General features: G+C 58.9%; 19 protein-coding genes. 5 read left to right on the plus strand and 14 right to left on the minus strand.

Translation table 11 applies throughout. From position 1 onward, the window contains the following. Positions 1-43: 43 nt before the first annotated feature. Positions 44-1,333, plus strand: a complete 1,290-nt coding sequence (gene gltA / locus FCH38_RS01595) for a citrate synthase (protein ID WP_149897669.1) — start codon at positions 44-46, stop codon at positions 1,331-1,333. Between the two features lie 123 nt (positions 1,334-1,456). Here gltA and lpxB read toward each other — a convergent pair whose 3' ends face one another. From lpxB to FCH38_RS01665, 14 genes are all read right to left on the minus strand, one after another. Next, positions 1,457-2,638: a lipid-A-disaccharide synthase gene (lpxB, locus tag FCH38_RS01600; protein WP_174372650.1), complete on the minus strand. Its 1,182-nt coding sequence runs from the start codon at positions 2,636-2,638 to the stop codon at positions 1,457-1,459. A gap of 4 nt (positions 2,639-2,642) precedes the next feature. Further along, complete coding sequence (locus FCH38_RS01605) at positions 2,643-3,515, minus strand: UDP-2,3-diacylglucosamine diphosphatase LpxI domain-containing protein (RefSeq protein WP_174372651.1); 873 nt, start codon at positions 3,513-3,515, stop codon at positions 2,643-2,645. A gap of 3 nt (positions 3,516-3,518) precedes the next feature. Next, entirely contained in the window at positions 3,519-4,334 is an 816-nt protein-coding gene (lpxA, locus tag FCH38_RS01610) for an acyl-ACP--UDP-N-acetylglucosamine O-acyltransferase (protein ID WP_174372652.1), read from the minus strand. Then, the gene (fabZ, locus tag FCH38_RS01615) at positions 4,331-4,798 is read right to left on the minus strand and encodes a 3-hydroxyacyl-ACP dehydratase FabZ (protein ID WP_149897672.1); all 468 of its coding nucleotides are present in this window, start codon (positions 4,796-4,798) and stop codon (positions 4,331-4,333) included. Before fabZ ends, lpxA begins: the two co-directional genes overlap by 4 nt. Further along, positions 4,791-5,858, minus strand: a complete 1,068-nt coding sequence (gene lpxD, locus FCH38_RS01620) for a UDP-3-O-(3-hydroxymyristoyl)glucosamine N-acyltransferase (RefSeq protein ID WP_174372653.1) — start codon at positions 5,856-5,858, stop codon at positions 4,791-4,793. Before lpxD ends, fabZ begins: the two co-directional genes overlap by 8 nt. A 49-nt stretch (positions 5,859-5,907) precedes the next feature. Further along, positions 5,908-8,232 carry an outer membrane protein assembly factor BamA gene (gene bamA, locus FCH38_RS01625; RefSeq protein WP_174372654.1) on the minus strand — a complete coding sequence of 775 codons (2,325 nt, stop codon included), beginning with the start codon at positions 8,230-8,232 and terminating at the stop codon, positions 5,908-5,910. Between the two features lie 199 nt (positions 8,233-8,431). Then, complete coding sequence (gene rseP / locus FCH38_RS01630; RefSeq protein WP_174373110.1) at positions 8,432-9,553, minus strand: RIP metalloprotease RseP; 1,122 nt, start codon at positions 9,551-9,553, stop codon at positions 8,432-8,434. Between the two features lie 49 nt (positions 9,554-9,602). Further along, on the minus strand, positions 9,603-10,436 hold the full coding sequence (locus tag FCH38_RS01635) for a phosphatidate cytidylyltransferase (protein ID WP_149897676.1): 834 nt from the start codon (positions 10,434-10,436) through the stop codon (positions 9,603-9,605). Next, positions 10,436-11,179 carry an isoprenyl transferase gene (locus tag FCH38_RS01640; protein WP_149897677.1) on the minus strand — a complete coding sequence of 248 codons (744 nt, stop codon included), beginning with the start codon at positions 11,177-11,179 and terminating at the stop codon, positions 10,436-10,438. The genes FCH38_RS01635 and FCH38_RS01640 overlap by 1 nt, the downstream gene beginning before the upstream one ends. A gap of 64 nt (positions 11,180-11,243) precedes the next feature. Further along, a complete protein-coding gene (frr, locus tag FCH38_RS01645) occupies positions 11,244-11,801 on the minus strand; it encodes a ribosome recycling factor (RefSeq protein ID WP_149897678.1) in 558 nt (185 codons plus the stop codon). Positions 11,802-11,867: 66 nt separating this feature from the next. After that, a complete protein-coding gene (pyrH, locus tag FCH38_RS01650; protein ID WP_045018801.1) occupies positions 11,868-12,590 on the minus strand; it encodes a UMP kinase in 723 nt (240 codons plus the stop codon). 97 nt (positions 12,591-12,687) lie between these two features. Further along, positions 12,688-13,614, minus strand: coding sequence for a translation elongation factor Ts (gene tsf / locus FCH38_RS01655; RefSeq protein WP_149897679.1), 927 nt, complete (start codon positions 13,612-13,614; stop codon positions 12,688-12,690). Positions 13,615-13,975: 361 nt separating this feature from the next. After that, on the minus strand, positions 13,976-14,743 hold the full coding sequence (rpsB, locus tag FCH38_RS01660; RefSeq protein WP_149897680.1) for a 30S ribosomal protein S2: 768 nt from the start codon (positions 14,741-14,743) through the stop codon (positions 13,976-13,978). 191 nt (positions 14,744-14,934) lie between these two features. After that, positions 14,935-15,777 carry a cell envelope integrity EipB family protein gene (locus FCH38_RS01665; protein ID WP_153513638.1) on the minus strand — a complete coding sequence of 281 codons (843 nt, stop codon included), beginning with the start codon at positions 15,775-15,777 and terminating at the stop codon, positions 14,935-14,937. Positions 15,778-15,893: 116 nt separating this feature from the next. Between FCH38_RS01665 and FCH38_RS01670 the strand changes: the two genes are divergently transcribed. The 4 genes from FCH38_RS01670 to FCH38_RS01685 are packed head-to-tail and all read left to right on the plus strand — an operon-like array spanning position 15,894 to position 18,750. After that, the gene (locus tag FCH38_RS01670) at positions 15,894-16,364 is read left to right on the plus strand and encodes a RidA family protein (RefSeq protein WP_153513637.1); all 471 of its coding nucleotides are present in this window, start codon (positions 15,894-15,896) and stop codon (positions 16,362-16,364) included. Then, a complete protein-coding gene (locus FCH38_RS01675) occupies positions 16,361-17,101 on the plus strand; it encodes a glycerophosphodiester phosphodiesterase (protein WP_174372655.1) in 741 nt (246 codons plus the stop codon). The genes FCH38_RS01670 and FCH38_RS01675 overlap by 4 nt, the downstream gene beginning before the upstream one ends. Then, entirely contained in the window at positions 17,098-18,297 is a 1,200-nt protein-coding gene (locus FCH38_RS01680) for a GNAT family N-acetyltransferase (protein ID WP_174372656.1), read from the plus strand. Before FCH38_RS01675 ends, FCH38_RS01680 begins: the two co-directional genes overlap by 4 nt. Positions 18,298-18,318: 21 nt before the next feature. Beyond that, positions 18,319-18,750: an HIT family protein gene (locus FCH38_RS01685; protein WP_174372657.1), complete on the plus strand. Its 432-nt coding sequence runs from the start codon at positions 18,319-18,321 to the stop codon at positions 18,748-18,750.

The raw sequence follows: 18,750 nt of genomic DNA on the forward strand, positions 1-18,750 counted from the left end.
GCGTGTCTCAACGCCTCCACCCGCATGTTCTCGGAGGATCAGTATGACGGACAAAAGCGCTACAGTGACATTTGGCGACAAGCAGGTCGAGCTCCCGGTCAGGGAAGGCACGATTGGACCGAGCGTCGTCGATATCGCCACGCTGTACAAACACACGGGCTCCTTCACTTACGATCCGGGATTCACATCGACGGCCTCCTGCGAATCCAAGATCACCTATATCGATGGTGACGAGGGCGTTCTCCTGCATCGTGGCTTCCCGATCGAGCAGTTGGCCGAACAGGGCGACTTCCTGGAAACCTGCTATCTGCTGCTTTACGGCGAATTGCCGACGGCGGCGCAGAAGAAGGATTTCGACACCCGCGTGACGCGCCACACCATGGTGCATGAACAGATGAGCCGCTTCTTCACCGGCTATCGTCGCGATGCGCATCCGATGGCCGTCATGTGCGGCACGGTCGGCGCTCTCTCGGCCTTCTACCACGACTCGACCGACATTACCGATCCGCACCAGCGCATGGTCGCTTCGCTGCGCATGATCGCGAAAATGCCGACGATCGCCGCCATGGCCTTCAAGTATCATATCGGCCAGCCCTTCGTTTACCCGAAAAACGATCTGGATTACGCCTCCAACTTCCTGCACATGTGCTTTGCCGTGCCTTGCGAGGAGTACAAGGTCGATCCGGTTCTGGCCCGCGCCATGGACCGCATTTTCATCCTGCATGCCGACCACGAGCAGAACGCCTCCACCTCCACGGTGCGTCTTGCCGGTTCTTCGGGTGCAAACCCGTTCGCCTGTATTGCGGCGGGCATCGCCTGCCTCTGGGGTCCGGCACATGGCGGCGCCAACGAAGCGGCGCTCAACATGCTGAACGAAATCGGCTCTGTTGACCGTATTCCGGAATACATCGCCCGCGCCAAGGACAAGAACGATCCGTTCCGCCTGATGGGCTTTGGCCACCGCGTCTACAAGAACTACGACCCGCGCGCCAAGATCATGCAGAAGACGATGTACGAAGTGCTGGAAGCCACCGGCAATTCCGACGATCCGATCATGCAGGTTGCGTTGGAGCTGGAAAAGATTGCCCTTTCCGACCCCTACTTCGTCGAAAAGAAGCTTTACCCGAATGTCGACTTCTATTCGGGCATCACGCTGAAGGCGCTCGGCTTCCCCACCACCATGTTCACCGTTCTCTTTGCGCTCGCCCGCACCGTCGGCTGGATCGCACAGTGGAACGAAATGATCGAAGATCCGCAGCAGCGCATCGGCCGTCCGCGCCAGCTCTACACCGGCGCCGGCAAGCGTGACTACGTTCCGGTTTCCAAGCGTTAAGCCCACGAAACCATAGAATATAAAAGGCCGGCGGATGAAAATCCGCCGGCCTTTTTGTTGAGTATCGAGTGGAGAAAGAAGCCAACAGGGTGTTGGCGACCAGCATGGGCGAGCGTTGCGCGCTCAGCCTTGCTGTCTGCGGCCGTTCAGCACATCGAGCAGAATGGCAGCGCCGGTTTCGCCCGGAGCCACGTCGGTGTGCAAACGCTGCTGCACCAGAGCATAACCTTCAAGCATTGCCCGCCGCTCGGTGGTGTCGGATGACAGGCGTTCAGCCCAGCGCAGCATGGACCCCGGCCGCACCACCTCGTTCAGATATTCCGGCACGACAGGGTAGTCGGCAATCAGGTTCGGAAGCGCGCCGGTCCAGGTTTTTATCCGCTTGCTCAGCATGGTGAAAATCCAGTCGGTCTTGTAGACCGATACTGTCGGCACGCCGGCTAGTGCCAGTTCGAGAATGACGGTGCCGGAGGCGGCAATCGCCGCATCGCCCTGCGCAAACGCATTCCACTTGAACGCAGCATCCGTGCCGATTTCAGGCTTGATATCATCAGGCCACGTCGCCGCCAGCTCGCGCATGCGGCTTTCCTGCCGCGGCACGGTGGGCAGCAGAAACCGGGTTGGGCCGTTGCGTTCCACGAAGGCTTTTGCAGCCTCGCGAAACGGCTCCATCAGCCGCGTCGTTTCAGTGGAGCGCGACCCCGGCAGGAGGAGAATGGTTTTCGGCTCGCCCTTTGCCGGAGGCAAGCGTTCCGCCCGCTTTTTCCGCACCGTCAGCAGATCGGGATCGACGCTGAGGCGGTGGCCGACAAAAGTGGTCGGCGGGCCGCCGAGACGCCGCATCGCCTCTGGTTCGAAAGGCAGCAGCGCCAGAACGTGATCGACATAGGACAACATCGCGGTGGCGCGATATTCCTTCCACGCCCAGACACTGGGGCAGACATAGTTGACGACCGGAAGATGCGGCAATTGCTTGCGGACTTTTTTCGCAACACGATGCGTGAAGTCCGGGCTGTCGATGATCAGCAGAATATCCGGCTTTGCGGCAATGATCGCCTGCGCAGTCTGATTGATACGCGCGATGAGTTTTGGCAGCTTTTTGAGGACTTGTGTGAAGCCCATGATGGAAAGTTCGGAATAATCGAACAGCGAGGTCAGCCCCTGCGCCTCCAGCGCCTCGCCGCCGACGCCCATCAACTCGATGGAACCCGGATATCGGGCTTTCACGGAGCGGATCAAATCTGCGCCCAGAAGATCGCCGGATACTTCCCCGGCGATAACCGCCACTTTTAGTGCTGCCGTCATCCGATCATCTCTCCCCGATCATATCACCACCGAGTGACGTATCGATGCCGCAGACAAATATGCCCGCCTGATCGGCGGCTTTCAACATCTCGTCGCGGTCAAGCACCAGCGCCCGTCCCGCTTCGACAGCGATGCCCGCCAGTCCGGCTTTCTGCGCATTCTCCACGGTTTCGATGCCGATGGTCGGCAGGTCGGCGCGGATATCCTGTTGCGGCTTGCAAAGCTTCACCAGCACACCCTTGCGGCGGGGCGATATGCGGCCCTCGGCACGCAGTGCCGCAACACGCGCCAGCATGGCATCCGTGCCCTCGACGCCCTCCAAGGCAACGATGCGGCCACCGACGGAGACAGCCCCCTGCCCGACATCGAGCGTGCCGAGCGCAAGTGCCGCCTCAGCCGCTTTACGTATATCGCGCAGGTCTTCGTCTGTGGGTTTCTGAGCACCCAAAGTGCCTGTCGTGGCAAGCAGGCCGGGTGCAATCTCGTGGGCACCGATGACCTTTGCGCCAAGCGTGCCGATGACCTTGATCACCATCTGCAACACGGCGTCATCACCGCCCGACAGCAACGTGCGGACGATGGAGGGCAGTTTCAGCACGATTCCGACCGTCGGGCGGATTTCCCGCCATTCCGGCCGTCGCGCCACGGCGCCGGAAAGCACGACGCGGTCCACCCGGTTTTCACGCAGCAAACGGCCGAGCCCTGCCACGTCGCCCACGCTGATGACGGCATTGTCGAAACCGCTCCAGTCGAAGCTGGAATCATCGCGCAGACGCACGATGAAGGGATTTTCACCCATCTCGCGGGCGGCGGCCGCCACATAAAGCGGCAGCTGGCCGCTGCCAGCCACGATGGCGAGACGCCCGCCGCCTGTCACGGCTCACTTGCCCCGGTTTGGTGAGGAGATCGGGCGGTCGCTGCCAGCACCGATGAAATCGATGACTTCGAGGGCCTGCGGGCAATCCAGATAGTCATTGCGCTCGATTGCCGCCGCGTTGCCGCGGATCGTGCCTTCGGCCTCGAAAACCTGCTTGAAGACGCGCCGGACCTTGTGAATATCCGCCCGTTCAATGCCGGCACGTGTCATGCCGACCACATTGAGGCCGCCGAGAATACCGGGGTTGCCGTTCAACATGCCATAGGGAATGACGTCGTAGTTAACCGCCGACAGCCCGCCGATGAAGGCCTGACGGCCGATGCGGGTAAACTGGTGCACGGCGCAGCCGCCGCCAAGAATAGCGCGGTCTTCGATAGTCACATGACCCGCCAGCATCACATTATTCGACAGGACAATATGGTTGCCGAGGAGGCAATCATGCGCCACATGTGAATTGGCGAGGAACAGATTGTCGTCGCCGACAATGGTTTTGCCGCCACCGTCGGAACTGCCGGCGTTCATCGTCACGCCTTCGCGCATGATGCAGCGTTCGCCGATCTCGAGCGTCGTTTCCGACCCATCGTGACGAATCGCCTGCGGCGTGCCGCCGATGACCGCCATGGGATGGATCACTGATCCACGGCCGATAACGGTCAAGCCGGAAACGACAGCATGATTGTGCAATATGACATCGTCGTGCAACGTGACCTTTGCACCGACATAGCTGAGCGCGCCGATGACAACATTTTCACCGATAACCGCGCCGTCTTCGACAATGGCGGTCGGGTGAATTCTGGCCGAGGCGGCGATCTTGCTCATTGCTGGTCCTCGGGGATCATCATCGCACCGACATCGGCTTCCGCCACCAGCGCGCCTTCCACCTTCGCCTCACAATGGAATTTAAAGACATTGCCGCGCTGGCGCTGCTTGACGACGTGGATTTCCAGACGATCGCCGGGGATCACGGGTTTGCGAAAACGCGCATTGTCGATTGTCATGAAATAGACGAGGTGACCACCCTCGCCCTGACTGCGAGCGCATATCGCACCAGCCGTCTGGGCCATGGCTTCAACGATCAGAACGCCCGGCATGATCGGCCGGTCCGGGAAATGGCCGGTAAAATGCGGTTCGTTGACCGTGACATTCTTGATGCCGGTCGCCGAGTTGTTACCATCGATATCGATGATCTTGTCGATCAGCAAGAATGGGTAACGATGCGGCAGAAGCTTCATGACTTCCAGAATGTCAGCCGCGCCGAGCGTCGTCTTCGTTTCTTCAGTCATTGTTTTTCTCTCCTGTTTTTTTATCACGCGCTTCAGCGCGTGCCAGAATTTCGGCCATGTCGCGCAGGAAATATTTCATTGGACGCGCAGGCGTTCCGCCGTAACGGGCGCCGGCCGGAACATCGGCGACCACACCGCTCATTGCTGCGATCTGCACCCCGTCACCAATGGTAATATGGCCATTGACACCCGCTGCCCCGCCGATCATCACGCCATCGCCGATGCGGGTGCTGCCGGCAATGCCGACCTTGCTGACGATGCCGCAATGGCGGCCGATGCGAACGTTGTGGCCGATCTGGACCTGATTGTCGATCTTGGTGCCTTCGCCGATGACGGTATCATCCATCGTGCCGCGATCGATCGTGGTATTGGCGCCGATCTCGACATTGTCCTGAATGATGACCCGGCCGATCTGCACGATTTTCAGCATGCCGCGTGGACCGGGGGCATAACCGAACCCATCCTGACCGATGCGTGCGCCGTTATGGATAATCACATTGTTGCCAATGAGGGCCACAAGAATGCTCGCGCCACCGGCAATGGTGCAATCGCGTCCCACCTGCACGTCAGGGCCGATGATGACGCCCGGACCGATCCTTGTACCCGCACCAATATGAGCGCCGGCGCCGATCACGGCGAGCGGCTCAACGATCACGCCCGCCTCCAGCTTCGCCGACGGGTCGACATGGGCAGCCGGAGAAATCTCGGCCTCCAATGGCGCAATCGTCGCGGGACGCATGGCGGAGGGATGCAGCAAGGCACCCACCTGCGCAAAAAGCGTATGCGGATTTTTCGATATCAGTGCCGGAATGTGAGGCGGAAGCATATCCGCCAGCGCCGCGTCGCAAATGACGGCACCAGCCTCGCAGGTCTGCAACTCGTCACGGTTCTTGCGGGTGAGAATGTAGCAGAGCTGATCGGGTTTTGCGCGGTAGACCGGCGCGACGGACCTGATGATCCGCTCTCCTGCTGTCTCATCAGACAGTTCCGCCCCAAAACGGTCTGCGATGTCTTTCAATCGCAGTCCCTCGTGGGGCGGAAAAAAGGCGTTGTATTCCATTAGCCGGACACTCCAGAACGTTCAAAGTTGCAGTTCTGGACTGCCGATATCAGAAAGTGTTGGACATGCCAAACCGGAAACGCTGTTCCTCGTCATAGTCTTCCTTGGCGATCGGTACCGCGTAGTCGACGCGGATCGGACCGAAGGGCGATGCCCACATCACGCCGATACCAGCGGATGCACGGATGGAGTTGTCATCCTTTACACCAGTGCTGTTGGCGACCTTGTTGCCGTAAAGCGTACCGGCATCGACGAAACCAGCCAGACGCAGGCCGAAATCTTCCGGAACACCAGGCATCGGGGCGGTGACTTCAGCAGAAGCTGCGAAGTAGGTCGTGCCGCCGATGGAGTCGGAACCGATGCGCGGGCCGATACCGTCGTTCTTGAAGCCGCGAACCTGACGGCCACCGAACTTGAACTGATCGAATACCAGCAGATTGTCACCAGTCGGAACAACATGACCCGCCTGACCGGTGAGCGAGCCGATGACATCGTACTCATCCGACAGCGTGTAATAGAAGCGCGCCTTGGCGTAGATCTTGTAATATTCGGAATCGCCGCCGAGACCTGCAAATTCGTTCGTCAGGGCAGCCTGCCAGCCTTCGCGCGGCATGTTGCGGTCATCGAGCGTATTGTAGTTCAGCGTGTTGGAGATGATGGACTGCGTCCAGTCACCACCACGGATCAGAGCCTTGTAGGGCTCGGCAAGATTGCTGCCGGTTTCCCAATCGCCTTCGCCATCATAATTGATCTGCTTGTAGGTATACTTGAACGTCGTCGAGAGGTCTTCGGTGATCGGCGCGGTTACGCGCAGCGAGAAGCCCTGCTCGTCGTAATCGTAATAGTCTTCGCTGCGGCTCTGGCTCTTGAACAGGTCGAAACCTGCGGCGAGGCGATAGCCCAAGAAATAGGGCTCGGTGAAGGACAGCGTGTAGGTACGCGCATCGTCTTCACCCGCACCGGCGGCGAGACGAATATACTGACCACGACCGAGGAAGTTCTTTTCTTCGATGGAAGCTTCAAGCAGAACGCCGTCGTTCTGCGAGTAACCAGCACCAATACCGAACGAACCCGTCGACTGGTCCTCAACATCGACAACGATCACGACGCGGTCAGGCGCGCTGCCGCCGGCGGTCGAGATGTTGACCTTCGAGAAATAACCCAGCGCTTCGAGACGACGCTTTGCCGCCGTGATGATAGTCTGGTTGAAAGCATCGCCTTCGGAAATATCGAATTCGCGGCGGATAACGTAATCACGCGTGCGGGTGTTGCCGCGGATTTCGATACGCTCGACATAAGCGCGCTCACCCTGATCGACGATATAGGTCACACCGATGGTGTTGCCGGACATGTCGCGGTCGCCGCGCGGCGTTACGCGGGCGAAAGGATAACCTTCGCCGGCGACGCGCTTGGAAATCGCTTCCATGCTCTGCTGAACTTCCTTGGCGCTGTAGCTGGCGCCCTGGCGGGTTTCAACGAGGCCCTGCAATTCAGAACCATCAACACCCGGAACGGTCGATTCGACGGCGACGTTGCCGAAGTCGTATTTCTTGCCTTCATCCACCGTGATGGAGATGGTGTATTCGTTCTTGGACTCGTCCAGTACAGCGTCGGACGACACGACCCGGAAGTCGGCATAGCCGCGGTTGTAATAGAACTGGCGCAGCGCCTCTTCGTCAGCGCGCAGCTTGTCCTCGTTATAGACGTCCTTACGTGTCAGGAACGACAGCATGTTGGACTTCTTGGTATTGATGACGGCGGCCAGACGACCGTCGCTATAGGAATTGTTGCCGACAAAGTCGATGCGGCCGATCTTGGTGCGCTCACCTTCGTTGATGACGAAAGCGATGTTCACACGACCCTGACCGACGGAAACGGTCTGCGTGGTGATTTCGACGTCGCTGCGACCGATTGCGGCATAAGCTTCCTTGATGCGGGCAATATCCGCCGTCACGATAGCCTGATTGTACGGGCCGAGCGACTGGGTCTGCACGATGCCGACGAGCTTGTCGTCCTTGATCTTGCGGTTGCCGTTGAAGACCACCTGGTTGACCAGCTGGTTCTCATTGACGGTCACGACCAGCGTGCTGCCGGAAACGCGCATGGAGACATTCGAGAAGTAACCGGTGGCGTAAAGACGCTTCACCGATTCATCGATATCCGAATTGGAAAAGTTCTTACCCGGCGCAATGGTGATGTTGGAACGCACGGAGTCCGCACCGGACCTCTCGGCCCCGCGAACATCGATCTTGCTGATAACGGCTGCGTTTGCAGCACCAGCAGAGGCAAGCACGCCAAGGCCCGCAACCGAAGAAACACCAGCAGACAGCGCAACCGCCGACACAGCGTTCAAAAATCTTGAACCAGCCTTCATTTCAAATCTTACCTTTTTACGTTGTCCCTCAGCGGGCGGAACCCGACTCCGGCCATGTGCGTCGTTTTACCTGCTTTTCCCCTACAAGCAAGTCAGAACGTTAAATTCTGTTTACTTCGTGATCCAGAGTGGCTCATTCGCCACTTCGGCATAAAAACAAGGTAAACAAGCCCCTAACAAAACCGTTAAAACACAATCCTCAGCCAATCAAGCTGCTGATATCATTCCATGTTGCAAAAACCATAAGACCCAGAATCATTGCCATACCAATACGGAACGCTACTTCCTGCGCGCCGACGCCAAGCGGCCTGCCGCGGATGGCCTCGATGGCGTAAAACACCAGATGTCCACCGTCCAGAACCGGGACAGGCATCAGGTTCAGAAGGCCGATCGACACGGAAAGCACGGCGGCGAGCTGGATCACGGCCGAAATGCCGAGCGTCGCCATCTGGCCGGATGCCTGCGCCACGCGGACGGGGCCGCCGAGCTGATCGGCATTCATGCGCCCGGTCACGAGATTGCCGATATAGTTGAAGGTGCCGGTGATGACGTGGCCCGTTTCGCGCACGCCTTCCATCAGCGCCTGCGTCGGCGAATATTCAATATGGCGGAAATTGCCGCTGGTCTGGTCGGTGACGATGCCGATGATGCCCATTTCCAGCTTGTTGCCGAACTGGTCCGTGGTTTCGGTGCGGGTCGGAACCATCGGCAGCTTCAGTTCCTCGCCTGCCCTTTCGACAGTCACGGTGATCGGCGTGCCCGGCCGGATGCCGACATAACGGCGGACATCCTCGAAGGTGACGACTTTTTCGCTGTCGATTGCCACCAGACGGTCACCCGGGCGCACGCCGGCGGCGGCAGCGGCGCTGTTTTCACGCACCGAGGCCACGATCGGATCGGAGATCATCCGGCCATAAACACCGAACAGGACCGCGAAGATGAGAATCGCCAGAATGAAGTTGGCTATGGGACCGGCGGCGACCGTCGCCGCCCTTTTCCAGAGCTTTGCACCGGAAAGCGTCTGCGCCCTCTCCTCCAGCGACATATGCGACAGGCCGGAACTATCCGGCTTGCTCGCTGCATCTTCGTCGCCGAAGAACTTGACGTAGCCGCCGAGCGGGATTGCGGAAATCTTCCATCTCGTGCCGTGCCGGTCGGTAAAGCCGATCAGTTCCGGGCCGAATCCGATGGAAAAAGCTGTCGAGCGGATGCCGCTCCAGCGGCCGACGAGATAGTGGCCCATTTCATGGACAAAAACGAGCAGTGACAGCACCAGGACGAAGGGCACGATGTAGCCGGTCAGAAAACCGGTCGCCGCCATTACTGTGTTCATGACAATGTGCCCTTTATGTCGTGACCTTTCGCGCCGCTTAGAAGCCCGGCAACAGACCGCCGCCCGATCCGGGCACGTCGCCTGTCGCTGCCGCATGCACGAAAGCAATGAGGAATACCGTAAAGCAGGCAAAAACAAGACCGTCAACACGGTCCATGAAGCCGCCATGGCCCGGGATGAGATGGCTGGAATCCTTGACCTGAAAACGCCGTTTCACGAAGGATTCAAAAAGATCGCCGATCTGGCTGAAGACCGAGAGGATAAGCGCAAGCCCAAGTATCAGCAGGCTGATCCTGCCGTGATAGGCCAGCGACACCACGCCACCGCCGATCAACGCAGCCACGGCCCCACCGATGGCGCCAGACCAGGTCTTGCCGGGCGAGATCGCCGGCGCAAGCTTTGGTCCGCCAATGGCGCGCCCGACGAAATAAGCCAGAATATCCGTCGACCAGACAACGGCGAAAATGAACAGGATAGAAACGAAGCCGGTCAACTCGTCGCCACGAATGGCAGCCAGCGAAATGCCGCTGAGACCAGCATAGATGATGCCGCCCACCAGCCACCAGTTTTTACCGCGCAGGACAGGGAAAAGTGCGGCTGTCAGCGTAAAACCGGAGAGTAGCGGCAGATCAAGCGAGGGTTCGCCAAAAATCGTGTTGCCGGCGATGACGGCGACCGCAAACCAGCCCCATGCATTGCCGGTGGAGTTGGTTTCGGACAGCCGGGTAACCGTCGACCATTCATAATAGATGAGGATCGCCAGAAGACCGGCCACGATACGGAACAGGATGCCGCCATACCAGGTGGCGGCCAATATGACCGCCGCCATGACGATTGCGGATACGATCCGCAGTCTGAGTTCACGGCTCATCAGGCGCCTGCCACGGCAACCTGCTCGGCGATGGCGCCGAAGCGGCGATTACGCGTTGCATATTGCTCGATTGCGGAAAAGAACAGCTGCCGGTCGAAGTCGGGCCAATATTCGGGAACGAACAGGAACTCGGAATAGGCCGCCTGCCAGAGCAGAAAGTTCGACAGGCGCTCTTCGCCGCTGGTGCGGATGATGAGATCCGGATCCGGAATTCCGCACGTATCAAGTCTCGCCGAAATCATCTCCGGCGTGATCGATGCGGCATCCAGCCGACCTTCGGCGACATCGCGGGCGATCGCCATCGTCGCGCGGGTAATCTCGTCACGGCTGCCGTAATTGAAGGCGATCACCAGCGTCAGCTTGGTGTTATCAGCCGTCATCTGTTCGGCTTCTTCGAGAAGAGAGCGGATGTCGTTTTTCAGGCCCTGCCGGTCGCCGATAATGCGCACGCGGACATTTTCACGATGCAGTTCTGCAAGGTCGCGCCGGATGAAGGCCTTCAGAAGCCCCATCAGATCGCTCACCTCGGATTCGGGCCTGCGCCAGTTTTCCGAGGAGAAGGCGAAGAGCGTGAGATAGCTGATGCCGCAGTCGCCGGCCGCACGCACAGTCTCGCGCACGACCTCAACCCCGCGGCGATGCCCCATCACCCGCGGCAGACCGCGCTGTTTTGCCCAACGCCCATTGCCATCCATGATGATGGCGACGTGCTCGGGTATTGAGGAACGTGTCGTCGTCGGCATATCGATCCAGTAACAGGCAGTGCGGAATTAAAACGAATAAAATACAGGTCTATCGCAAGCGATATCACACCTGCATGATTTCCCTTTCCTTCTCGCCAAGCAAGCGTTCAATATCGGAAATCGTGTCGTCGGTCATTTTCTGGACCTTTTCAGACTGTCCACGGCTCTCGTCCTGACCGATGTCTCCGTCCTTTTCGGCTTTTTTCAGGCCGTCCATGCCATCGCGACGCACATGGCGAATCGCCACCTTGGCTTTTTCGGCATAGTCGTGGGCCACCTTGACGAGCGATTTGCGGCGCTCTTCGTTGAGTTCAGGCAGCGGAATTCTCAAGTTCTGGCCATCGACGATCGGGTTGAGGCCGAGATTGGATTCGCGAATGGCGCGGTCGACGGCGTTGACCATCGACTTGTCCCAGATGTTGACGCCGAGCATGCGCGGCTCAGGAACCGTGATGTTGGCAACCTGATTGAGCGGCACGCGCGAGCCATAGGCTTCAATGGTCACCGGATCGAGAATATTGGCCGAAGCACGGCCGGTGCGCAGCGATGCGATATCGCTCTTGAATGCATTGATGGCGCCATCCATGCGGCGCTTGATATCGTTGAGGTCAATACCACTCATCTAGATACTCCATCTCTATCGGCCTTTCCGGCCGTAATTCGCCCCAGGGGCGGCGTCTTTTCTTGATTACTTGTCGTGCACGATGGTCTTGCGACCACCGCCGGTCAATATCTGTGCGAAACCGCCCTTCTCGTGGATCGAGAAGACAATGATCGGGATATGGTTTTCGCGGGCAAGCGCCACAGCGGCGATATCCATGACCGCCAGCCCCTTGCCGAGAACTTCGCTGTGGGTCAGCTCGTCGAAACGGGTGGCCGTCGGGTCCTTCTTGGGATCGGCGGAATAGATGCCGTCCACCTGGGTGCCCTTGAAGATCGCCTCGGCACCCATTTCGGCGGCACGCAGCGCTGCGGCGGAATCGGTGGTGAAGAAGGGGTTGCCCGTGCCGCCGGCAAAAATCACCACGCGGCCCTGCGCGAGGTGGTGAAGGGCCGCACGCTGCGAGAAGCTCTCACAGATCTCGGGCATGGCGATTGCGGAGAGAACGACGGTGTCGATGCTGAGCTTGCGCAGCGAGGTTGCCAGCGCCAGCGCGTTGATGATGGTTGCCAGCATGCCCATATGGTCGCCGGTAACCCGGTCGCCGCCCTTGGAGGCCACGGCCACGCCGCGGAAAATATTGCCGCCGCCGACGACGACGCCGACTTCAACACCCATCGCCCTCGCTTCGGCAATATCGGAGGCGATCCGGTCGGCCACCGCCACATCGATACCGAAACCCTGGTCACCCATGAGGGCTTCACCAGAAGCCTTGAGAAGAACACGTTTGTAGATCGGCTTGGAAGACATCATGACTCCTCGGAAATGTAACCGAAACGCGGATACACGAAGGGCACCGCGTTGTCACGCGATGCCCTCCCGTTTTCCCAAGATTGGGTAAATATAATCAGCCCTTGGCGACTGCGGCGACTTCTGCTGCGAAATCGCTTTCTTCCTTCTCGACGCCTTCGCCGAGCAGCAGGCGAACCATGCCCGTCACTTCGATGGCGGCGCCAGCTTCCTTTTCGGCTTCCTTGACGGCAGCACCGACAGTGATGTCGGGGTTGATGACGAAAGCCTGCGACAGAAGGGCGACCTCTTCGAAGAACTTGCGCATGCGGCCATCAACCATCTTTTCGATGATGGCTTCCGGCTTGCCGGATTCGCGGGCCTGTTCGATGAAGACGTTGCGTTCGCGCTCGGCAACTGCGGCATCGACTTCTTCGGAGCGGATGGCGAGCGGGTTGGTCGCAGCAATGTGCATGGCGACCTGGCGGCCGATGGAGTTCAGAACGGCCTTGTCGCCAACCGACTTCAGGGCAACCAGAACGCCGAGCTTACCGATGCCGTCGCCGGCAGCGTTGTGGATGTAGGTCGCGACAACGCCGTGCTCGACTTCGAGCGCAGCCGAACGACGCAGCGTCATGTTTTCGCCGATGGTGGCGATCGCGTCCTTGATGCTGTCGGAAACGGACTTGCCGGTCGCCGGGTAGGTTGCGGCGCCAACAGCCTCAACGGTGCCGTTGGTGGAGAGAGCGACCTGGGCGATACCACGGATGAGGTCCTGGAACGCGTCGTTACGGGCAACGAAGTCGGTCTCGGAGTTGAGTTCGACAACAACAGCCTTGTGACCCATGGTGGCGACGCCGATCAGACCTTCGGCAGCCGTGCGGCCGGACTTCTTGTCAGCCTTTGCGATGCCCTTGGCGCGCAGCCAGTCGATCGCCGCTTCCATGTCGCCATTGGTCTCAGCAAGAGCCTTCTTGCAGTCCATCATGCCTGCGCCGGATTTCTCGCGCAGTTCCTTCACCATTGCGGCTGTGATTTCGGTCATTGTTTGCCTCTTATCGGTTCGATCGGTCAGCAGGCAGAATTTGCCGTGCCGAATTCTGGGTGATGAGTGTACCCGGCCGCACACCCTTTGAAACCGGAGAGGATTTCAGGAAAGGGGTATGCGCATTCCCAAGTGCTGCGGCGTCTCCATACATCGAAATGATGGGTGCCGTCGAAGTGTGACAGCGTTATGAAGGCCGTCACCGCATTTCAACCACATCGAACGCCAAGCCTTCACCGAAGACCCGACGGAGCGGTATGAAACGAACAAGGCCGTCAACCCACTGAAGGTCTTTGACGGCCTTGTCATATCCTTATCGAGGAGACGGCGATTAAGAAATCGCCGCCAGACAGGGCCTTTATCAGGCGCCAGCCTCATCTTCGAGCGCGGGCTCGATCGGAGCTTCTTCCGAAGCGCCGATGTCACGGCCGGAAGCGCCCTGCTGACGTGCGATACCGTCGATGGCAGCGCGGGCGATCAGGTCGCAATAAAGCGAGATGGCGCGCGATGCGTCGTCGTTACCGGGGATCGGGTAGTCGATGTGATCCGGGTCGCAGTTGCTGTCGATGATCGCAACGACCGGAATGCCAAGACGCTTGGCTTCTTCGATCGCGATCTTTTCCTTGTTGGTGTCGATGATGAACATCAGGTCCGGAACGCCGCCCATATCGCGGATACCGCCGAGAGCCTTTTCAAGCTTTTCGCGCTCGCGCTCAAGGTTCAGGCGTTCCTTCTTGGAATAGCCGGAGCCTTCCGAGTTCAGGATTTCGTCAACCTTGCGCAGACGCTGGATCGAGTTGGAAATCGTCTTCCAGTTGGTCATCATGCCGCCGAGCCAGCGGGAGTTGACGTAATACTGGGCCGAACGCTTTGCGCTGTCGGCGATGATTTCGGACGCCTGACGCTTGGTGCCGACGAACAGAACGCGGCCGCCACGAGCAACGGTGTCGGACACGACCTGAAGGGCGCGCGACAGCATCGGAACGGTCTGAGCCAGGTCGATGATGTGGATGTTGTTACGGTCGCCGAAGATGTACGGCTTCATCTTCGGGTTCCAGCGATGCGTCTGGTGGCCGAAGTGAATGCCAGCTTCCAGAAGCTGACGCATAGAAAAATCGGGCAATGCCATGCCTAGTTACTCCTTTTCCGGTTTAACCCCCGCGAAGCAAACAGCGCCGTTTTATCGGCACCACCGGGCGGAACGGACCGGATTTCTCCCGGAACATCCCAAGCTTCGCGTGTGGAATGGTGAGGCGCATACAATCGCCCCAGATAAAAAGCAAGCTTTTATGCAAAAAAACCGCGCGAACAGCCCGCCTTTCAGCGAACCGGCTTGTTTTCGCAGGTTCCCGGCTTGAGAATATCAAGCTTCGCCAGTTTGCCGGTCAGAACAAAATCGCCGTAATCCATGGTCAGATCGCGGGTGATTCCGTTTTCGTAAAGCTTGAAGGACATGCGGTAGATCGGTAGCGAATCCGTTCCCGTCTTGTCGTTATAATAGGCGATAGTGACAGGCCAGAATGCGGCTTTCGCAAATTCGCCCGCCTTTACGGCGTCAGCATCGCCATCCTTCGGCATCTGCGACTTGCCTACCAGCGTCGAGGTGATCAGGCTTTCATCGCCATCATCGGAACCGTCGAAAATCCGGGATTCGAAGATACGCTTTCCCTGTTTCGCATGTTCGATGACCTGAAACATATGCTGCGTCGGGAATTCGCTGGCGACGAGACTGACCTGGCGGGCATCGGGCATCGTCAAATCGACCTTGACGCCGTCGGTGTTGTCGATTGCCGCCCCCTGCACTTCCTTGTCCAGCTTGTCGTCGGTGTAGGACTTGGTCTCGAAGGTAAACTTCTTCGCAGCCAGATCCTCGAAGGTCGTGGTCTGCTGGTCGGTCATGCGCACCGCGTCGCCGGTGTTGATCTGCGTCACGAAACGGAAATCCGTCTTATAACCCTGACAGGCCGAGCCGGTGAATTCATAGACCATGCGGCCCGTCATGCCCTCGATGCCGGAGCGATCGGACGCGTCCTTGAGTTCGAGATCGTAGACGGCGCGATGGGCGACGAGGTCCGGAACCGCCACCGGCAAGGCATTGGCGGCGTTTGACAGGCCGGTCATAAGCCCTGTTGCGGCAACAAAACCAAGCGTCCTGACAAACATGCAATATCTCCTGTTGGACTCGCTGCTCATATTGTACAAGCAACCGCCCGGCTTTTGGATCAACATCTTCTGAATGCCGGATTCTTGAAGGATTTACAACAAAACCGGAGACGAAAATGTCTGATGTCATCGAAGGCCGCCTCAAGGAACTTGGCTTTACGCTTCCCGTAGCCGCAGCACCAGCCGCAAACTACGTTCCCTTCACCATCAGCGGCAATCTTCTGTATGTATCGGGTCAACTGCCGATGGAATCTGGCAAGATTGCGGTGACGGGCCTTGTTGGCCGCGACATCGACGTTGCGGGAGCCCAGCGCGCCGCCGAATTATGCGCCGTCAATATTCTCGCGCAGGTCAAGGCCGCATTGAACGGCGACCTCTCGAAAATCCGCCGCGTCATCAAGCTGAACGGCTTCGTTGCCTCCGTTCCGGAATTCGTTGAACAGCATCTCGTCATCAACGGCGCATCCAATCTTCTCGCCAATGTTCTCGGTGATGCCGGCAAACATGCCCGCGCCGCCGTCGGCATGGCCTGCCTGCCCTTCAATGCCGCCGTCGAGATCGACGCCATCGTGGAAATCGACGCATGACGCTAAAACTTTCCTGGCTGACGGCCCAGCCCGTCGCCCATCGCGGTTATCATGATCTCAACAAGGCGGTCTGGGAAAATACGCTTTCCGCCTTTTCCCGCGCCGTCGAAGCCGGTTTTGCCATCGAATGCGATGTTCAGCTGGCAGCCGACAGCGTGCCAGTGATTTTTCACGACGACGACATGGCCCGGCTGACCGGCATCAAGGGCGACGTGCGCGAACGCACGTCGGGTGAACTGGCCATGCTTTCGGTCGGCCAGACGAAGGATCGTGTTCCGACGCTGAAGCAGCTTCTGGCGCTCTGCGCCGGCAAGGTGCCGCTGGTGATCGAGCTGAAAGGCCGCAAGGGCGAAGGCGTCGATGACGGTTTTGCCGAGGCGGTTCTGGAGGACCTCGAGGGCTACAAGGGCCATGTGGCGCTGATGAGCTTCGACCACCACCTGCTGAAGGACCTGAAGGCTGCGGGGTCTCCCTGGCCGCTTGGTCTCACCGCCGAAGGCGACAAGCCGGAAGACTTCTTTAGTCATGACGAAGCGATGCAGCTTGGGCTTGATTTCATCTCCTATCATTGGGGTCACCTGCCCAACAGCTTCATCGAGGCGCAAAGAAAACTTGGGCTTCCGGTGATTACCTGGACGGTCAGGGATGAAAATGCGCGTGAGACTACCTATAAATATGCGGACCAGATGACATTCGAAGGTTTCGACCCGAGAGAGAACCCCTCCGCTACGGCATGACAGAAGACTATTCCATTCGCGTTGCGCAATCTCTGGGGGATATCGATCCGGAAAGCTGGAAACGGCTTTCCGGAACATCACGCAATACGTCAGGAAAACCATACAATCCTTTCATCTCTCACGCATTTTTATCATCGATGGAAGAGTCCGGATCGGCGACAGCCAAGACCGGCTGGCTTGGAAACCATCTGCTGCTCGAAAACGCGTCCGGGGATCTGGTCGGGGCGATACCGGCCTATCTGAAGAACCACAGCAAGGGCGAATATGTCTTCGACCATGGCTGGGCGGATGCTTTCGAGCGGGCTGGCGGTCATTATTATCCGAAACTGCAATGTTCGGTTCCCTTCACGCCGGCGACGGGGCCGCGGCTGCTCACTTCCGAAACCGTGGACGAAACACGCTTCAAGCCGCTTCTGGCCTCCGGCCTCGCGCAGGTGACGGAAAAGATCGGCGTCTCCTCCGCACATGTCACGTTTCTGCCCGAAGACGATCTTGCAGCACTTCTGCCCCGCGATTTCCTGCACAGGACCGACCAGCAATTCCACTTCATCAATGACGGTTATCGCGACCATGATGATTTTCTCGACGCTCTTTCCTCACGCAAGCGCAAGGGGCTGAAAAAGGAGCGCCGCGCGGCACTGGAAAACGGCATCGAAATCGACTGGCTAACCGGCAGCGATCTGACCGAGGACATCTGGGACCAGTTCTTCGCGTTCTATCTGGATACCGGCGGCCGCAAATGGGGCCGGCCCTATCTGACGCGGGAATTTTATTCGCTGATCGGCGAACGCATGGCCGACGATGTTCTGCTGGTGATGGCGAAACGCGACGGGCGTTATATCGCCGGTGCGATCAACTTTATTGGCTCGGACGCGCTTTACGGTCGTCACTGGGGCTGCATCGAGGATCACCCCTATTTGCATTTCGAGGTCTGTTACCATCAGGCGATCGATTTCGCGCTGGCGAAGGGATTGAAACGGGTGGAAGCCGGTGCCCAGGGCGAACACAAGCTGGCGCGCGGTTACGTGCCGGTCACCACCCATTCGGCGCATTTCATCGTCCACCCGGGCCTGCGCCGCGCCATTGCCGATTACCTTCAGCGCGAGCGCGAAGAGGTCGAGCATATTGGCGACTATCTTGATGAACACACGCCATTCCGCAAGGGCGAGAGACAGGAACAGGAACCGGACGCATAGTCCGCGATGAGGAGATCACCGATGACGGCCAGCGCCTATGACGACAACAATATCTTCGCGAAAATCCTGCGCGGTGAAATTCCGAGCCACAAGCTTTATGAGGACGAGCATACGCTGGCCTTCATGGATGTGATGCCACAAGCCCCCGGCCATCTGCTTGTCGTTCCGAAGACCGGTTCGCGCAATCTGCTCGATGCGGACCCTGAAGTTCTGGCGAGGACCATTCCCGTGGTGCAAAAACTGGCCGTGGCGGCCAAGGAAGCCTTCGATGCCGATGGCGTCTTCGTTGCCCAGTTCAACGAACCGGCGGCCGGCCAGACCGTGTTCCACCTGCATTTCCACGTCATTCCGCGCAAGGAAGGCGAACCGCTTAAACCCCATTCGGGCGCCATGGCCGATGGCGAGGTGTTGAAGGCCCACGCGGAGAAGATCAAGGCGGCGCTGGCTTCCTGA

This window comes from Agrobacterium tumefaciens (assembly GCF_013337285.1).
Lineage (GTDB): Bacteria > Pseudomonadota > Alphaproteobacteria > Rhizobiales > Rhizobiaceae > Agrobacterium > Agrobacterium burrii.